16 protein-coding genes are annotated in these 14,883 nt (G+C 67.8%); 8 read left to right on the top strand and 8 right to left on the bottom strand.

The genetic code is table 11. The annotated features are described in order from the left end of the window. The first annotated feature begins 5 nt into the window (after positions 1–5). From AVL48_RS18835 to AVL48_RS18815, 5 genes are all read left to right on the top strand, one after another. Complete coding sequence (locus tag AVL48_RS18835; RefSeq protein WP_061987056.1) at positions 6–1,289, top strand: extracellular solute-binding protein; 1,284 nt, start codon at positions 6–8, stop codon at positions 1,287–1,289. Then, on the top strand, positions 1,290–2,249 hold the full coding sequence (locus tag AVL48_RS18830) for a carbohydrate ABC transporter permease (RefSeq protein ID WP_061987054.1): 960 nt from the start codon (positions 1,290–1,292) through the stop codon (positions 2,247–2,249). Next, positions 2,240–3,106 carry a carbohydrate ABC transporter permease gene (locus AVL48_RS18825; protein WP_061987052.1) on the top strand — a complete coding sequence of 289 codons (867 nt, stop codon included), beginning with the start codon at positions 2,240–2,242 and terminating at the stop codon, positions 3,104–3,106. Before AVL48_RS18830 ends, AVL48_RS18825 begins: the two co-directional genes overlap by 10 nt. A gap of 1 nt (position 3,107) precedes the next feature. Then, complete coding sequence (locus tag AVL48_RS18820; RefSeq protein ID WP_143105001.1) at positions 3,108–4,514, top strand: beta-N-acetylhexosaminidase; 1,407 nt, start codon at positions 3,108–3,110, stop codon at positions 4,512–4,514. A gap of 63 nt (positions 4,515–4,577) precedes the next feature. Continuing rightward, positions 4,578–5,162: a hypothetical protein gene (locus AVL48_RS18815; RefSeq protein WP_061987049.1), complete on the top strand. Its 585-nt coding sequence runs from the start codon at positions 4,578–4,580 to the stop codon at positions 5,160–5,162. A gap of 37 nt (positions 5,163–5,199) precedes the next feature. Here AVL48_RS18815 and AVL48_RS18810 read toward each other — a convergent pair whose 3' ends face one another. Continuing rightward, the gene (locus AVL48_RS18810; RefSeq protein ID WP_061987047.1) at positions 5,200–5,754 is read right to left on the bottom strand and encodes a hypothetical protein; all 555 of its coding nucleotides are present in this window, start codon (positions 5,752–5,754) and stop codon (positions 5,200–5,202) included. Positions 5,755–5,782: 28 nt separating this feature from the next. Further along, positions 5,783–6,100 (bottom strand): hypothetical protein, encoded by a 318-nt coding sequence (locus AVL48_RS40125; RefSeq protein WP_244896131.1) that lies wholly within the window; start codon positions 6,098–6,100, stop codon positions 5,783–5,785. Positions 6,101–6,494: 394 nt separating this feature from the next. Between AVL48_RS40125 and AVL48_RS18800 the strand changes: the two genes are divergently transcribed. After that, positions 6,495–7,748, top strand: a complete 1,254-nt coding sequence (locus AVL48_RS18800; RefSeq protein ID WP_061987044.1) for a choice-of-anchor Q domain-containing protein — start codon at positions 6,495–6,497, stop codon at positions 7,746–7,748. A gap of 64 nt (positions 7,749–7,812) precedes the next feature. Here the strand turns inward: AVL48_RS18800 and AVL48_RS18795 are convergent, their stop codons facing one another. From AVL48_RS18795 to AVL48_RS18775, 5 genes are all read right to left on the bottom strand, one after another. Then, a complete protein-coding gene (locus AVL48_RS18795) occupies positions 7,813–8,361 on the bottom strand; it encodes a snapalysin family zinc-dependent metalloprotease (protein ID WP_061987042.1) in 549 nt (182 codons plus the stop codon). A 162-nt stretch (positions 8,362–8,523) separates the two neighbouring features. Then, the gene (locus AVL48_RS18790) at positions 8,524–9,474 is read right to left on the bottom strand and encodes an alcohol dehydrogenase catalytic domain-containing protein (protein WP_061987040.1); all 951 of its coding nucleotides are present in this window, start codon (positions 9,472–9,474) and stop codon (positions 8,524–8,526) included. 18 nt (positions 9,475–9,492) lie between these two features. Continuing rightward, positions 9,493–9,858: a MerR family transcriptional regulator gene (locus tag AVL48_RS18785; RefSeq protein WP_061987039.1), complete on the bottom strand. Its 366-nt coding sequence runs from the start codon at positions 9,856–9,858 to the stop codon at positions 9,493–9,495. A 36-nt stretch (positions 9,859–9,894) separates the two neighbouring features. Further along, complete coding sequence (locus tag AVL48_RS18780; RefSeq protein WP_044852007.1) at positions 9,895–10,563, bottom strand: response regulator; 669 nt, start codon at positions 10,561–10,563, stop codon at positions 9,895–9,897. After that, entirely contained in the window at positions 10,560–12,191 is a 1,632-nt protein-coding gene (locus tag AVL48_RS18775; RefSeq protein ID WP_061987037.1) for an ATP-binding protein, read from the bottom strand. Before AVL48_RS18775 ends, AVL48_RS18780 begins: the two co-directional genes overlap by 4 nt. Before the next feature lie 202 nt (positions 12,192–12,393). Between AVL48_RS18775 and AVL48_RS18770 the strand changes: the two genes are divergently transcribed. Both AVL48_RS18770 and AVL48_RS18765 read left to right on the top strand, forming a co-directional pair. Beyond that, complete coding sequence (locus AVL48_RS18770) at positions 12,394–13,716, top strand: cation:dicarboxylate symporter family transporter (RefSeq protein ID WP_061987035.1); 1,323 nt, start codon at positions 12,394–12,396, stop codon at positions 13,714–13,716. Between the two features lie 81 nt (positions 13,717–13,797). Continuing rightward, on the top strand, positions 13,798–14,379 hold the full coding sequence (locus AVL48_RS18765; RefSeq protein ID WP_061987033.1) for a DUF6000 family protein: 582 nt from the start codon (positions 13,798–13,800) through the stop codon (positions 14,377–14,379). Here the strand turns inward: AVL48_RS18765 and AVL48_RS18760 are convergent. Continuing rightward, the gene (locus AVL48_RS18760) at positions 14,369–14,770 is read right to left on the bottom strand and encodes a winged helix-turn-helix transcriptional regulator (protein WP_061987031.1); all 402 of its coding nucleotides are present in this window, start codon (positions 14,768–14,770) and stop codon (positions 14,369–14,371) included. The genes AVL48_RS18765 and AVL48_RS18760 overlap by 11 nt on opposite strands. Between the last annotated feature and the right edge of the window lie 113 nt (positions 14,771–14,883).

Here is a 14,883-nt window from a genome sequence, read left to right as displayed (position 1 = left end):
CTCCCATGAGAACTCGCGTGCTCATCGCGGGCCTCGCGGCGATCGGCCTCGTCGCGGGCTGTGCGCCGGCGCAGAACACCCCCGCCGCGAGCGGTGGCGACGAGAAGTCCGGCACGGTCCGGGTATGGCTGTTCGACGAGGCCAACCGCGCGCCCAAGGAAGCCGCGGTCAAGGAGGCGATCGCCGAGTTCAAGGCGGCGCATTCCGGGGTCGAGGTCGACGTCCAGTGGATCCCGGTGGAGGGCCGTGCGGACAAGTTCTCCGGCGCCTTCAACGATCCGGCCAGCGCGCCGGACGTCGCCGAGTTCGGCAACACCGACGTCTCCAGCTACGCCGCCACCGGCGCGCTGGCCGACCTGACCGGCGATCTCTCGTCGTGGCAGGAAGGCGCCGACATCCTGCCCGCGGTACTGGAGACGGCGAAGTCCGGCGGCAAGACGTACGGACTTCCGTGGTTCACCGGCATCCGCGCCTTGTACTACCGCACGGACCTCTTCGCCGAACTCGGCCTCAAGCCTCCCACGACGCTGGCGGAACTGACCGAGACCGCGAAGACGATCCGCGCCAGGAAGCCGGAGCTGTACGGCATCTCCGTCGGTGGCAAGTACACCTACGCGATGCTGCCGTTTCTGTGGGCGCACGGCGGCGAGATCGCCAAGCAGGAGGGCGACAAGTGGAAATCCACTGTGGACTCCGAGCAGGCCAAGGCCGGTGTCGCCGCGTACGCGAACCTGCTGAAGGCGGACATCTGCCCGCCGGAGCAGTGCGCCAACCTCACCGGCACGCAGAGCATCCAGGCGTTCGCGGGCGGCAAGGCGGGGATGTCGATCGGTGGTGACTTCAACCGCAAGGCCGTCGAAGCCGGTCAGGTGAAGGGCAAGTACGCGATCATCCCGATCCCGGGTACCGAGACGGGCAAGATCGCGCCGGCGTTCGCGGGCGGCAACCTGCTCGGCGTGTTCAACGCGACCAAGCGCAAGAGCCTCGCGGTCGAGTTCACCGAACTGCTCGGTGGCGCCAAGTACCAGGAGAAGATGTACGTCGCCATGGGCAACCTGCCGACGCTCGGCAGTGTCCAGCAGAAGGTCGCCGCGAGCGACCCGTCGGTCAAGCCCTTCGTCGACACGCTCACCGCCGGGACGAAGTTCGTCCCCGCCACCGCGGCGTGGTCGAAGATCGACGCGCAGAACGTGCTGCCCACCGCGATCCAGCAGATCGCGACCGGTGGCAAGGATCCGGCCACCGCGCTGGCCACCGCGGCCGCCGAGATGAACAAGGCGTTCGGTTAAGTGGTCACGCAGGAAATCCCTCGCACCGCGGCCTCGCCCGCCCCGGCACGGCGGTCACCCCGCCGTCGCCGGGACGGGCGGGCCGCCCTGCTCTACCTGGCTCCCGGCGGCATCCTGCTGCTGGCCATGCTGGTCTACCCGATCTACCAGCTCGTCCTGATCTCGTTCTACGACTACGGCCAGCCGCAGGCCGTCGGCAACGCGCCGCTGGTGTTCCTCGGCTTCGGCAACTACGTCGAACTGCTGGAGAACGTCCAGTTCTGGGAGGTGCTGGCCAAGACCCTCGGCTTCACCGCGGTCTGCGTCGTCGGCAGTCTGGCGCTCGGGACGGGGCTGGCCGTGCTGGCCACCCGGGTCCGCGCGTGGGCGCGGGTTCCGCTGTTCCTGGCGGCACTGGCCGCCTGGGCGACACCGGCGATGGCGGGCTCGTACGTCTGGCTGTTCCTGTTCGACGCGGACTTCGGCCTGGTCAACGAGGTGCTGTCGGGGATCGGGTTCACCGGGATGGCGAACCACTCGTGGACGTTCGACACCTACAGCACCTTCGGCCTGGTGGCCGCCGAGGTCATCTGGTGCTCGTTCCCGTTCGTCATGGTGACCATGTACGCGGGGATCAAGGGCGTGCCGGAAGAGGTCATCGAAGCCGCGTACCTCGACGGCGCGTCGACCTGGCGCACCACGTGGTCGATCACGCTGCCGATGGTGCGGCCGCTGCTGACCATCGCCACGATCCAGTCGATCATCTGGGACTTCAAGATCTTCACCCAGATCTACGTGATGACCAACGGCGGCGGCGTGGCCGGGCGCAACCTCGTGCTCAACGTCTTCGCCTACCAACAGGCCTTCGCCGGACAGGAATACGGTCTCGGCGCGGCGCTCGGAGTCGTGATGACCTTGCTGCTGCTGTCCATCACCGGGCTGTACGTCCGGTCGCAACGCCGGAGCGCGGGATGGGTGTGACCGCGGGCCGTCGAGTTCACCGGCCCGGCAGGCTGATCGCCGAGATCATCTGTGTCGTGATCGCCGGGTTGGTCGCGTTCCCGGTGTACTGGATGGTGCTTTCGGCGTTCAAGCCCACTGGGCAGATCCAGGCGGAGAATCCTCGCCCGTGGACGCTGACGCCGACCCTTGAGCATTTCGAACGGGTGCTCACCGGCGAGGGTTTCGCGATGTTCTTCCTGAACAGCGTGATCGTGGCCGTCGTGGTGGTGGCGTTGTCGCTGCTGCTGTCGTTCCTTTCGGCGGTGGCGCTGACCCGGTTCAACTTCAAGGGCAAGACCGTGCTGCTGGTGATGGTGCTGGTGGCGCAGATGGTGCCGGTCGAGGCGCTGACCATTCCGCTGTTCTTCCTGATGCGGTCGGTCGGTGACGTCGCGCCGGCGTTCGGCACCAACCATCTCGGCTCGCTGATCCTGGTGCACTTGGCGTTCAGCCTGCCGTTCGCGATCTGGATGCTGCGCGGGTTCGTCGCGGCCGTACCGCAGGAACTGGAAGAGGCGTCGAAGATCGACGGCGCGAGCCGGATGCGGTTCACCTGGCAGATCCTCTTCCCGCTGGTGGCGCCCGGTTTGGTGGCGATCAGTGTGCTGGCCTTCATCCACGCCTGGAACGACTTCCTGTTCGCCAAGACGTTCATCATCTCCAACACCGAGAACCAGACGCTTCCGCTGGCGATTCTCGTGTTCTTCAAACCGGAGGACACCGACTGGGGCGCGGTGATGGCGGGCTCGACCCTGATGACCATCCCGGTGCTGGTGTTCTTCATCCTTGTCCAACGACGACTCGTGTCCGTCATGGGCGGCGCGGTGAAGGGCTGACATGCCGGGATTCGAAACCCTGCTCCCCCGTCCCGTCTCGGTGGAACCCCTGCCGGGACAGTGTCCAGTACCGTCCGAAGTGGACGTCCGTACCGACGTCACACTGCCCGCCGAGGGCTATCGCCTGGAGATCGACCCGTCCGGTGTGCGACTGCACGTGGCCGACGCGGCCGGCGAGTTCTACGGCCGCCAGACGCTCCGGCAGCTCATCGGCCCGGACGCGTTCCGGGCCGCGTCGATCCACCGTGGACAGCAGACGATCCCGTGCGGGGTGGTGACCGATCACCCCAGGTTCGGCTGGCGTGGCTGTCTGCTGGATGTCGCGAGGCATTTCCGGACCAAGGCCGAGGTGCTGCGGTTCATCGACCTGCTCGCCGCGCACAAGCTCAACGTGCTCAACCTGCATCTGACCGACGACCAGGGCTGGCGGATCGAGATCCCCGAGTTCCCGAAGCTGACCGAGGTCGGCGGCTGGCGGAAGTCGTCCATGGTCGGCCGGCACGACGGGCCGGAGCGCGACGGGCGACCGCACGGCGGGTTCTACCCGACCGACGATCTCCGCGAGATCGTCGCGTATGCCGCCGCGCGGTCGGTGACGGTGGTCCCGGAGGTCGACATCCCCGGCCACGCGCGGGCCGCGATCGCCGCGTACCCCGAACTCGGGCCGGAGACCGGCGAACCGTGGGAGGTGTGGACGAGCTGGGGCATCAGCACGTCACTGCTGAACACGAAGAAGTCCACACTGGACTTCTTCAAGGCCGTCTTCGACCACGTGCTGGACATTTTCCCGTCGGAGGTCATCGCGCTCGGCGGCGACGAGGTGCCCGGCGCGACCGAGGAACACGGGCGGTTCGTCCGCGAGATCGCACGGCACCTGGTCGAACGAGGACGTCGTCCGCTGGGCTGGGACGAGGTGCTCGAAGCGGGCGATCTGCCGCCCATGGTCATCGGCTCGTGGCAGAGCGAGGCGGCCGGTGCCCGCGCGGTGGCCGCCGGACACGACGTCGTCATGTGCCCCGAGGACCACGTGTATCTGGACCACCGGCAGTCCGACCACGTGGACGAGCCGATCCCCGTCGGTTATCTGAGGACGTTGGAGAGCTTCTACGGCTACGAGCCGGTGCCCGCCGACTTCCCCTCGGGCAAGACGATCCTGGGCACGCAAGCTCAGGTGTGGTCGGAACACCTCGACACCGTGCGGCGGGTGGACTACGCCGCGTTCCCGCGCCTCTGCGCCTTCGCCGAGGTGGCGTGGAGCAGCCCGGAGGGTCGGGACTACGCGGAGTTCCTGCCGCGCTTGCGGGATCACCACCTGCCGCGGCTGGACGCGCTGGGCGTCGAGTACCGGCCGCTGGACGGGCCACTTCCCTGGCAGACACGGCCGGGAGTTCCGGGCCGGCCTCGGTAGGAGTGAGTACATGATGGCCCCCTTCCTCGCGCCTGGGTACCGGAAGGGGGCCATCATGGAGTGATGAGTGATCAGTCCGCGCGGTGGGTCGACGTCACCCAGCTCCCTGAAGAACTCGTAGCGCTCATCGGCACCCTCCGCCCCGGGGAGGATGTGCTCATCACCCGCGACGGCGAGACGATCGCGACGATTTCCGGCGCGTATCCCGAGGACCGCGGGTTCGCGGCCCCCGCTTCCGAGGACATAACGGTCGTGGCCACCGCCATGAAGCTCTCGGCTTCGGCACGGGATTCGCTGTCCGAGCGGCTCGGCCCCGGCTATCTTGTGCTGGACCTGCACTCGGCTCCCCCGACCGTCGACGTCCTGCTGGTCCCGCCCGCCAGTCCGCAGTTGATCGGCAACTTCCGGGCGCTGTACCCGAAGGCCCGGATCGTGATCACGGAAATCGAGGACGCCGAACTCGGCGTCAAGTACGAAGGCCCGGTGCGCCGTCTCCTCGACGCCGGGGCGGAGGCCTATATCCCGTCCAGCACGATCCCGCGGCTGGCTGAGCAGCTGGACCGGACCATGACCCAGCTGCGGCAGCTCACCGGCGACACGTCGGCTCCCCTGATGATCGAAGCGCCGGGAGACCGGGCGCTCGACTGATCAGCGAGCGGCTGTCCTCAAAGCTCTGCCGAAAGACTCACGACCGGCGCGAGTTGCCTTCGAAGTCGCCGACATTCAACGAGTTCACGCGATCGTCCAAGCTGTCCCAGAAGACCTGCTTCTCGGCGGCCCGATAGAAATGCCGGTAGCCCATCAGCTCACCGGAGTCGATGCTCTCCTCCACCAGATCGGGCGTTCCGAACAAGTCGAGGAATTCGTCATGAGACCGCAGATACCCGAAGTGGGCGAGAAGACCACGCTCGGCACCGTACAACGCGAAGCCGGAAACCGTCCCGCCGACGATCCGGTAGCTGAACTTCCCGGAGAAGTGAACGATTCCCTCGGTTTCGAAGACGTTCTCGATCACTTCTTCCCGCGAGAGAGGTTCACCGTCCGCGCCGTAGTACTCCGTATCCCGGCCGCTTCCGCCGATCGTCCGGTGGACGATCGGCGAGAGCGTGACCTCGATGACGCGGTCGCGGGCGACAGTACCGGCTGCCTCCGCCCCGAAGCGGACGCCGGCGAGGCTCAGGGTGCGCGGATCGACATCCGGCCGGGCGAGGATGTCAAGATCGTCGAGTATCTCGATCACCTGAGGAAGCGTAGTACCGGTGGCCAAGTCACCTCCACGAACCGCGAGCGGTAGGTCCGCGCGTCCGCGGACGGCTCAACTGCGGATGCGCGGTCGCGTCGTGGACGATGCGCCGATCACTCGCTTCAGGCGCACAGTGGAGGACCCGCGGCTCCAGGAACGGTCCCGTCGGTGAACTCGCGGTGTAGGCGAGCATCACCGGGCTGAAACCGGGACTGGTGTCCATGGTGATCAGCACGTACTCGGCGCCGATCCGGGTCACGGAGAACGCCGTCCCGACCCCGGCCAGCATCCGGACGGAGCCTCCTCGCGGGGCGACCAGCCGCGGCCGGTCCAGAACTCCCACGGCCCGCGAAGGCCATCGATAGGCACTCTGGCCAGCCGGAGATGGCCTTGTTCGGCGCCGTAGATGTAGGTGTGGCCGTTCGAGCAGTTCCGAGCCCCACGCGGGATCGCCAGCAGTTCGGACGGCGTCAGGGCGGGCAATCGGGAGGTGGCCAGCGAAGTCCCCGCGCCCCCAAAAGTCGAGTTCACCGGAACCCGTTGTCTCACAACGGTCGTAGAGCACCCGCAGGACGTCACCCTCGACGATCCCGTCACCGGCCCAGAAATGCTCCGAGCCCGGCCCGCGGATCAGAGCCACCGGAACAAGGATCCGCGACGCGCGACGCATCGGATCATGCTAGAGCCGTCGCGAGGTTTGTACGAGCCTTGTGCGCGGGGTGGCTACGGTCCGCGGCATGTCCTGGAAACTGCTTTCCGTGACCGTACTCGCCGCCCTCGCGTGCACGGGGTTCACGACGGCCGAAGCCGCTTCGAAGACCTACTACGTCGACCAGGCCTCAGGCAGTGACACCGCGAGCGGTACCTCGCAGCAGACCCCGTGGAAATCCCTCGCGAAGGTCTCCGCGACCACGTTCGCTACGGGCGACATTGTCCTGCTGCGCCGCGGCGGGGCCTGGACCGGCGGCCTCACCGTCAAAGGCTCGGGCGTCACGATCGGCGCGTACGGCACGGGCGCCCGGCCGATCGTGAAGGGCGACACCGAAGCCTGTGTCGACCTGCCCGGCAACGACAATCGCGTGCAGGACCTGCAGATCGGTGTCGCGGCCGACGCCGGACGCTGCTCGTGGGCGGGGGTGAAGGTGACCGGCGACGGCAACAAGGTGCTGTCGAACCTCATCATCGGCGCGGGCGCGGGCGTGTACATCGCGCCGTCGGCGGATCGCACCGAGGCCACGCAGAACGACCTGGTCGACAACAACCACATGACCGTGGTGACCCCTGGCGGCAACGACGACTCCGGCGCCTTCGCCGTCCTCGTGCAGGGTAACGACTCCGACATCGGCTGGAACCGGATCAGCGGCTCGATCGCGAAGGCCGACGACTTCGGCGGGCTCGACGGCGCCGCTGTCGAGATCTTCTACGGGTCGCGCAACATCGTCCACCACAACATCTCCGAGGACAACGAGACCTTCACCGAACTCGGCACGGACACCAAGGACCCCGACGGCGTCTCGACCGGGAACGTCTTCGAGTACAACGCGATCTTCGGCGCCAAGACACGCGGCGGGATCATCACGCGCGGGGCCGAGGACGGCAACGGACCGGTACTCGGCACGGTGTTCCGCAACAACTCCCTCCGGCTCTCCAACGCCGAGTCGGAGGGTTTCGTCTGCTACGGCGGCTGCACGAACCAGATGCTGAGGATGACGCAGAACGTCGTCCAGGCGGCGTACAAGGTGGGCTACGCGGACCCGGCCTTCACCGCGACCGACCACAACGTCTACTTCGGCGGGCTCCGGCAGTTCACGGCGGGCGTGACGGACAAGGTGGCCGACCCGAAATTCGCCTCGGCCACGAACCTGATCCTGTCGGCGGGAAGCCCGGCGATCGACCTCGGCACGACGAAGTACGACGACCGCGACGTCGACGGCGACCCGGTCTTCGCCGGTGCGCGGGTCGATGCGGGCGCCTACGAATTCCAGGGCTAGAAGTGCGTGAAGGCCCCCTTCACTGCGCTAGACGCAATGAAGGGGGCCTTCACGTACTGAACCGTCAGTTGTAGACGCGCTGCATGGCACCCGCCGCCAGCAGGCCGTTGGCCCACAGCGAGTTCACCCGCGAGACCTCCTGCGCGTTCGGCTTCGCGTTGGTGCAGGACGGGCCGGGGCCACCACCGGACATCAGCTCCGAGCACGGGCCTTCGTAGTGGTCCGGCAGGCCGAGCGCGTGACCGGTCTCGTGCGCGGCGATCCGGGTCTGGTTGTACTGCCTGGCCTGCGTGTAGTCGATGAAGATGGTGCCGCGGCCGTGGCCGTCGGTCTCGGCGTACGAGCCGGAGGGGTCGTTGCCCTCGGTGTAGCGCAGGGTGGCCCCCGACGAGCTTTCCCGCAGCTTCACGTTGGACACCGAGTTGTTCCAGTTCGCCGCACCCGCCTGGATGGCGGCACGGAAGCTGGGCGCTCCCGAGGCGTCGTAGTAGACCGTGGTCACCGCCGCGGTCTGCTGAGCAGGCTGGACCGCGGCCGTGGCCTGACCCGCGGTCACCGGAACGGCGAGCAGCGCCAAGCTCACGGAGGCGGAGACGAAGAACTTCCTTGCCATGGACCCACTCCTTGAAAGGACAACGGAATGGTTCGTGAATCTAGGAGTCCCCGCCGCGACCCGGCACCGACTTTCGTCGCGTTGCCCGGCTGGTGATTTACCAACACTTTCGTCCTATTGACATGCACACGCTCGCATACGACGATATTCGGCCCGTCGCGTTCAGGGCCGCAGTACCAGCTTGCCCGCGGTGGTCCGCGCCTCCAGTTCCGCGAGTACCCGGGGCCCGTCCGCGAGGTCGTGGACCGTCGGCGTGCCGGGCGCGCAGACGCCACTGGCGATGAGCGCGCGCAGCTCGTCCATCAGGTCCGCGAAGATCTCCGGCGCTTGTTCGATCAGGACACCGAGGTGCAGGCCGATCAGGTGGATCTGGTGCCGGAAGTTCAGTTCGCGGTTGGTGATCGCGGCCTCTCCCCCGGCGACGCCGTAGACCACGACCCGCCCGGTGACGCGTTTGGCGGCGGCGAGGCTCGCGGCGAACGTCGCCCCGCCGACGGACTCGAGAACGAGATCCACTGCGCCGGGCTCCTCTCCGTAGCCGAGGACGCGATCGGCTCCCGACGCCCGCACCAGGTCGTGCTTGCCCGGCGACGCGGTGCCGATGACGGTGGCCCCGTAATGCTTGGCCAGCCGGACCGCGGCCTGGCCGACCCCGCCCGCCGCAGCCTGCACCAGCACGGTCTCCCCGGCGGCCAGCCGCCCCAGCGGTTTGAGCGCGGCGAGCGCGGCGGCCCAGTTCAACAGCAACCCGGGCGCCTGCTCGTCCGACCAGCCCTTCGGCACCGGGACCGCACCGGCCGCGGGCATGACCATGTACTCGGCGAAGGCCCCGCCACCCGTTCCGACGACGTGGTCGCCGAGCGCGACGCCGGTCACCGCGTCGCCCAGGCCGACGACCTCACCCGCGGCTTCGAAGCCCGCGACGTACGGCGCTTTCGGACCGCCTTCGTAGGTGCCCCGGGTCTGCATGACGTCGGCGAAGTTGACGCCCGCCGCGGTGACCTTCAGCAGGATCTCGCCTGGTCCGGGCGAGGGAACGGGTGCGTCGGTGATCAGGTGGAGATCTTCAGGACCGTTCGCGGAGTCCTGTCGCAGCGCGCGCATCGAAATCATGGCCGCACGCTAAAACCCTCACGTTTGCGGCAGGGTCAAGTCGCGGAGGTACGCGTCGAGAGCGTCGCGATTGCGGGCCATGAGCGCGATCCGGCGGTCGAGCACTGCCCGCTGCCGCGCGACCTCGCCGATCATGTACTCGCACGGCACCTTCGGCCGGACCTCTTCCGGCCCGTCGAGGTACGGGAGGACTTCGCGGATCAGCCTGACCGGCAGACCGGCGTCGAGCATCCCGCGAATCTGCAGGACCGCCTCGACCGAGCCTTCGCAGAAGTCGCGGTAGCCGTTGCCCTCGCGGCCCGGGCTGATCAAGCCCTCTTCCTCGTAATAGCGCAGCGCGCGGACACTGACCCCGGTCTTCCGCGCGAGTTCGCCGATCTTCACCTGCCCACGGTAGCCCGCGCGCCGCGGTATAGGTCGTTATACGGTTTTCGGTTTGTACCAGACCTCGGGGCGGCCGACCTGGCCGTAGCGGGGTTCGCGCTGGGCGAGGCCGTTGTCGGCGAGGTATTCGAGGTAGCGCCGCGCGGTGACCCGGGAGGCGCCGATCGCGGTCGCGGCGGCCCCGGCGGACAGGCCGTCCGCGGCTGAAGCGAGGACTTCGGTGATGGACTCCAGGGTCTGCGCGCTCATTCCCTTCGGCAGCGACTGCCGCTCGGTGGTGCGCAGGGTGCCGAGCGCGCGGTCGATCTCGGCCTGTCCGGTGACCTCTCCCGACGCGCCGTGGAACTCCGCGTAGCGCTCCAATTTTTCCCGCAGGGACGCGAACGTGAACGGTTTCAGCAGGTACTGGACCACGCCGACGGACACCGCGGCCTTGACCAGCGCCAGGTCGCGGGCCGAGGTCACCGCGATGACGTCGATCGGGAGACCGGCCGCGCGCAGCGACCGGCAGACCGCGAGTCCGTGCGTGTCGGGGAGATAGAAGTCCAGCAGTACCAGGTCGACCGGCTCGCGTTCACAGAACCGCAGCGCGTCGCCGCCGGAGTGGACGACGCCTGCCACGGTGAACCCGGGCATCCTCTCGACGTACACCCGATGCGCGTCGGCGGCCACCGGTTCGTCCTCGACGACCAGCACCTTGATCATCGTGTCGGCTCCTTCGGCGGCCGCGGCGGCTGCGCTGCCTTCAGTGGCAAGCGCACGGTGAACACCGCGCCCTCGTCGCGGCCGACGTCGATGGTCCCACTGTGCCGTCGCACCGCTTGACCCACCAGCGCCAACCCGAGTCCGTGCCCGTCCTCGGGTTTGGTGGTCCAGCCGCGCCGGAACACGTCCTCGACGTCGTCCACGCCGGGCCCGGTGTCGGCGACCCGCAACAGCAGCTCGTCGGCGCCGGACCGCACGGTCACCTCGACGCCGGGCCGTCCGCCGTCCGCCGCGTTGCCCACCGCCGCGTCGATGCCGTTGTCGATCAGGTTGCCGAGGATGGTCACCAGATCCCGCGGTGGGACACCGGTGTCCGAATCCTCCATGACGGTGTCGGGCGTGATCGTGAACTCGACGCCGCGCTCGCTCGCCTCCGCCGCCTTGCCCAGCAGCAGCGCGGCGAGCACCGGCTCGGCGACCGCGCCGACCACCCGGTCGGTGAGTTCCTGCGCCAAGGCGAGCTCCTCGGTCGCGAACTCGACGGCCTGTTCGGGACGACCGATCTCGACCAGCGAAACGACCGTGTGAAGCCGGTTCGCCGCCTCGTGCGCCTGCGAACGCAACGCTTCCGCCAGTCCGCGCACCGTGGTCAGTTCACCGGTGAGCGCCTGGAGTTCCGTGTGGTCGCGCAGGATCACCACGGTGCCCATCGCCTCACCCCGCGACCGGACCGGCGCCGTGCTGACGACGAGCACCCTGGCCTCGGTGAGGTGGATTTCGTCGGTGCGCTCCTCCCCGGAGGTGAACGCCTCGACGAGGTCTTCGGGTATGTCCAATGCGGACAGTTCACGGCCGACCGGATCGCCGTCGACGCCCAGCAGCGCACGGGCGCCGTCGTTGCACAGCACCACCCGTCCGTCTCCTCCGACGAGCAGCAGTCCCTCGCGCATCGAATGCAGGACGGCTTCGTGGTACTCGAACAGGTTGCTCAGTTCCTCCGGAGCGATCCCCCTGGTCTGCCGCCGGAGCCGGGCGCTGACCAGGTAGCTGCCGATCCCGCCGACCACCAGCACGGCCACCGCGACCCCGATCAGCGGCCACAGGCGTTCGCGCAGTTCGGCGTCGATCGCCTCGACCGTGATGCCCACCGACACCAGGGCGACCACCTGTCCTCCGGTGCCGAGTACCGGGACCACCGCGCGTTCGGACGGCCCCAGTGAACCGGCGTAGGTCTCGACGACCTTGCCGCCACGCTGCGCCTCGCCGATGTTGCCGATGAACGGCTGCCCGATCAGCTCCGGGTTCGGATGGGTGAAGCGGATCCCGTTCGGGTCCATGATGGTCACGAAGTCCACGCCTGTGTCCGCGCGGACACTCTGCGCGAACGGCTGCAGTGTCCGGCTGGGTTCCGATGTGGACAGTGCGGCCAATACACCGGGCGCGTCCGCCACCGCTTCGGCGACCGCGGTCACCTGATCGCGCGCGCGATCCTCGGTGGCGCGGACGGAATCGAGGTAGGCGAAGGCCAGCCCCGCCGCGACGAGCACGAAAAGCACCACGAGCTGGAGGATCAGCAGCTGGCGAGCGAGGCTGCCACGCCTGGTCCGGATCCGCGTCGTCGAGGGCACCCGCCCATACCAGCACACTGGCGGACCGGCCGCTCGCACCGCATGGCCGGAATTCCCTTAAAGGCACTCGCGCGAACTCAATGAACACAACCGTGACCCAGCTCACCTGGCCGGGTGATAGTGACCGGCAATCCCGGACATCCCTGAGCTGGAGGCAAAGGTGCCTACAACGCCCGAAGCGGCGCCGCGTCGCCGAGACAAGATGCATTACCTGTACCTGGCCGTGATCGCCGCCGTGGTCCTCGGCGTCATCGTCGGGTTCGCCGCGCCAGGTCTGGCCAAGGAGCTCAAGCCCCTCGGCACCGGCTTCGTCAACCTGATCAAGATGATGATCTCTCCCATCATCTTCTGCACCATCGTGCTCGGTATCGGATCGGTGGCGAAGGCCGCGAAGGTCGGCAAGGTCGGGTTGCTCTCGCTCGGCTACTTCCTGATGATGTCGACGTTCGCGCTCGCGATCGGTCTCGTCGTCGGCAACCTCCTGCACCCGGGAGAGGGCCTGCACCTCGACCCGGCGGCCGCCGCGAAGGCCCACACTCAGGCCGAGGGCGGCGAAGGCACCGTCGACTTCCTGCTCGGCGTCATCCCGAAGACGATGGTCTCGGCGTTCACCGAAGGCCAGGTGCTGCAGACCCTGCTGGTCGCGCTGCTCGCCGGATTCGCCGTACAGAAACTGGGCCGCAAGGGCGAACCGATCCGCCGCGGCATCGAGCACATCCAGCGGCTCGTGTTCCGGATCCTCGCGATGATCATGTGGGCCGCCCCGATCGGCGCGTTCGGCGCCATCGCCGCCGTCGTCGGCGAAACCGGCTGGGGCGCGCTGCGCAGTCTCGCCGTCATCATGATCGGCTTCTACCTGACCTGCCTGGTGTTCGTGTTCGGTGTGCTCGGCTCGGTCCTGTGGATCGGCGCGCGGGTCAACATCTTCACGCTGTTCCGCTACCTCGGCCGTGAATTCCTGCTGATCGTGTCCACGTCGTCGTCCGAGTCGGCCCTGCCGCGCCTGATCGCGAAGATGGAGCACCTCGGCGTCTCCAAGCCCGTCGTCGGCATCACCGTGCCCACCGGGTACTCGTTCAACCTCGACGGCACCGCCATCTACCTGACCATGGCGACACTGTTCATCGCGACCGCGCAGGACCAGCCACTGTCCCTCGGCGAGCAGATCTCCCTGCTGCTGTTCATGATCATCGCCTCCAAGGGCGCCGCGGGCGTCAGCGGCGCCGGCATCGCCACCCTCGCCGGCGGGCTCCAGTCACACCGGCCCGAACTCGTCGACGGCGTCGGCTTCATCCTCGGCATCGACCGATTCATGTCCGAAGCCCGCGCACTCACCAACTTCGCGGGCAACGCCGTCGCCACCGTCCTGGTCGGAACATGGACCAAGGAATTCGACCGCGAACGAGCCAACCAGGTCTTCAACGGACAAGCCCCGTTCGACGAAGCCACCCTGCTCGACGAGCACGACCCAGCCCCCCACGAGGATCGTGACGACGAGCGGGAAAAGGCCGTGGCGCGCGTGTAGCGCCACGGCGAAGAGAGAACCGCGGTGCGAGGGTCCCCCGTCCTCGCACCGCGGTTCTTCGTTTCTGGAAAACTGAAGGACATGCCGGACGCCATCGACCGCTACGCGCGTGAGCGGTACTCGAAGCTGTTGCACGGCAACTTCGCCTCGATGATGAGCGCCCCGGAACGCGAGGTCTTCCTGCGCGAGCTGGCCGAAGACGCGCGGCGGGTCACCGACGACGAACTCGAGGCACTGTTCGAGGCGGACTGGCGGCCCCGGCTCACCGCGGCCTGGCTGGTCGGGGTCGACCGCCGGGCCGCATGGCGCGACCGCATCAGGGAACCGTTCCTGGCGAGCGATTTCGTCTTCGCCGGGCAAGGGTATTGTTTCGCGCTGGCCCGGTTCGGCACCTTCGCCGACGCCGAACTCCTCGTGTCCTATCTGGACCATTACCTCGCCCGGCCGGAACTGCGCTACGACCAGGAGTGGGCGCTCGCGGCCCTGCACCACATCGACGCGGACCTCAGGACGGCGTACACCTCGCGCTATCTGCGGCCCGGCGGGCTGTGGGAAAGCTGGTCCGCGGCGAACAGCACGGATCTGCCGTTCCACAAGATGTGGTTCGACCTGCTCTGTTCCCATGTCCAGCGTGCCGTGCACGCGGCAGACGTCAGGCGCTGACCTTCTCGTCGTACACGACACGGGACTCGGCGATCGAATCCCGGTGACGTTCCGCCCAGTGCAGGAAGCCGCTCAGCGACGCGTAGAGCTCTTTGGCCATCGCCGTCGCCTCGTACTCCACCTTCGGCGGCACCGTCGGGTACACGGTACGGACGAGCAGGCCGTCGCGTTCGAGGTTCCGCAACGTGAGGGTGAGCATCCGCCTGCTGATCCCCTCCACCGATCGCTCCAGTTCGGTGAACCGCACGGGACCACGCGTGGCTTCCAGCAGGATGCCGATCGCCCACTTCCCGCTGATCCGGTTGATCACCTCGAGCACGGTGCACACCTCGAGTTTTTCCGGATCGACCACCCTGGCCTGCGCGGTCACATCGGTGTTCCCCTGGGACATGGAAGTGCCTCCTTCCGGCAGGGAACAGAGTCACACAAGATGAGCGCTGTAACAAGTGATGCACCAAAGCATCACCTGGGGAAAGTCTCCACGGAATTCACAGAGGGGTACCT

It is taken from the genome of Amycolatopsis regifaucium (assembly GCF_001613935.1).
Taxonomy (GTDB): domain Bacteria; phylum Actinomycetota; class Actinomycetes; order Mycobacteriales; family Pseudonocardiaceae; genus Amycolatopsis; species Amycolatopsis regifaucium.
Note: the sequence above shows the minus strand (reverse complement) of the source record. Positions and strands in the feature narration are given on the sequence as shown.

Coding starts and splice junctions, on each gene's coding strand:
- AVL48_RS18825 (WP_061987052.1), top strand. CDS start 2,240: ATGGGTGTGACCGCGGGCCGTCGAGTTCACCGGCCCGGCAGGCTGATC.
- AVL48_RS18790 (WP_061987040.1), bottom strand. CDS start 9,474: ATGATTTCGATGCGCGCGCTGCGACAGGACTCCGCGAACGGTCCTGAA.
- AVL48_RS18820 (WP_143105001.1), top strand. CDS start 3,108: ATGCCGGGATTCGAAACCCTGCTCCCCCGTCCCGTCTCGGTGGAACCC.
- AVL48_RS18765 (WP_061987033.1), top strand. CDS start 13,798: ATGCCGGACGCCATCGACCGCTACGCGCGTGAGCGGTACTCGAAGCTG.
- AVL48_RS18780 (WP_044852007.1), bottom strand. CDS start 10,563: ATGATCAAGGTGCTGGTCGTCGAGGACGAACCGGTGGCCGCCGACGCG.
- AVL48_RS18770 (WP_061987035.1), top strand. CDS start 12,394: ATGCATTACCTGTACCTGGCCGTGATCGCCGCCGTGGTCCTCGGCGTC.
- AVL48_RS18795 (WP_061987042.1), bottom strand. CDS start 8,361: ATGGCAAGGAAGTTCTTCGTCTCCGCCTCCGTGAGCTTGGCGCTGCTC.
- AVL48_RS18835 (WP_061987056.1), top strand. CDS start 6: ATGAGAACTCGCGTGCTCATCGCGGGCCTCGCGGCGATCGGCCTCGTC.
- AVL48_RS18760 (WP_061987031.1), bottom strand. CDS start 14,770: ATGTCCCAGGGGAACACCGATGTGACCGCGCAGGCCAGGGTGGTCGAT.
- AVL48_RS18800 (WP_061987044.1), top strand. CDS start 6,495: ATGTCCTGGAAACTGCTTTCCGTGACCGTACTCGCCGCCCTCGCGTGC.
- AVL48_RS18815 (WP_061987049.1), top strand. CDS start 4,578: ATGAGTGATCAGTCCGCGCGGTGGGTCGACGTCACCCAGCTCCCTGAA.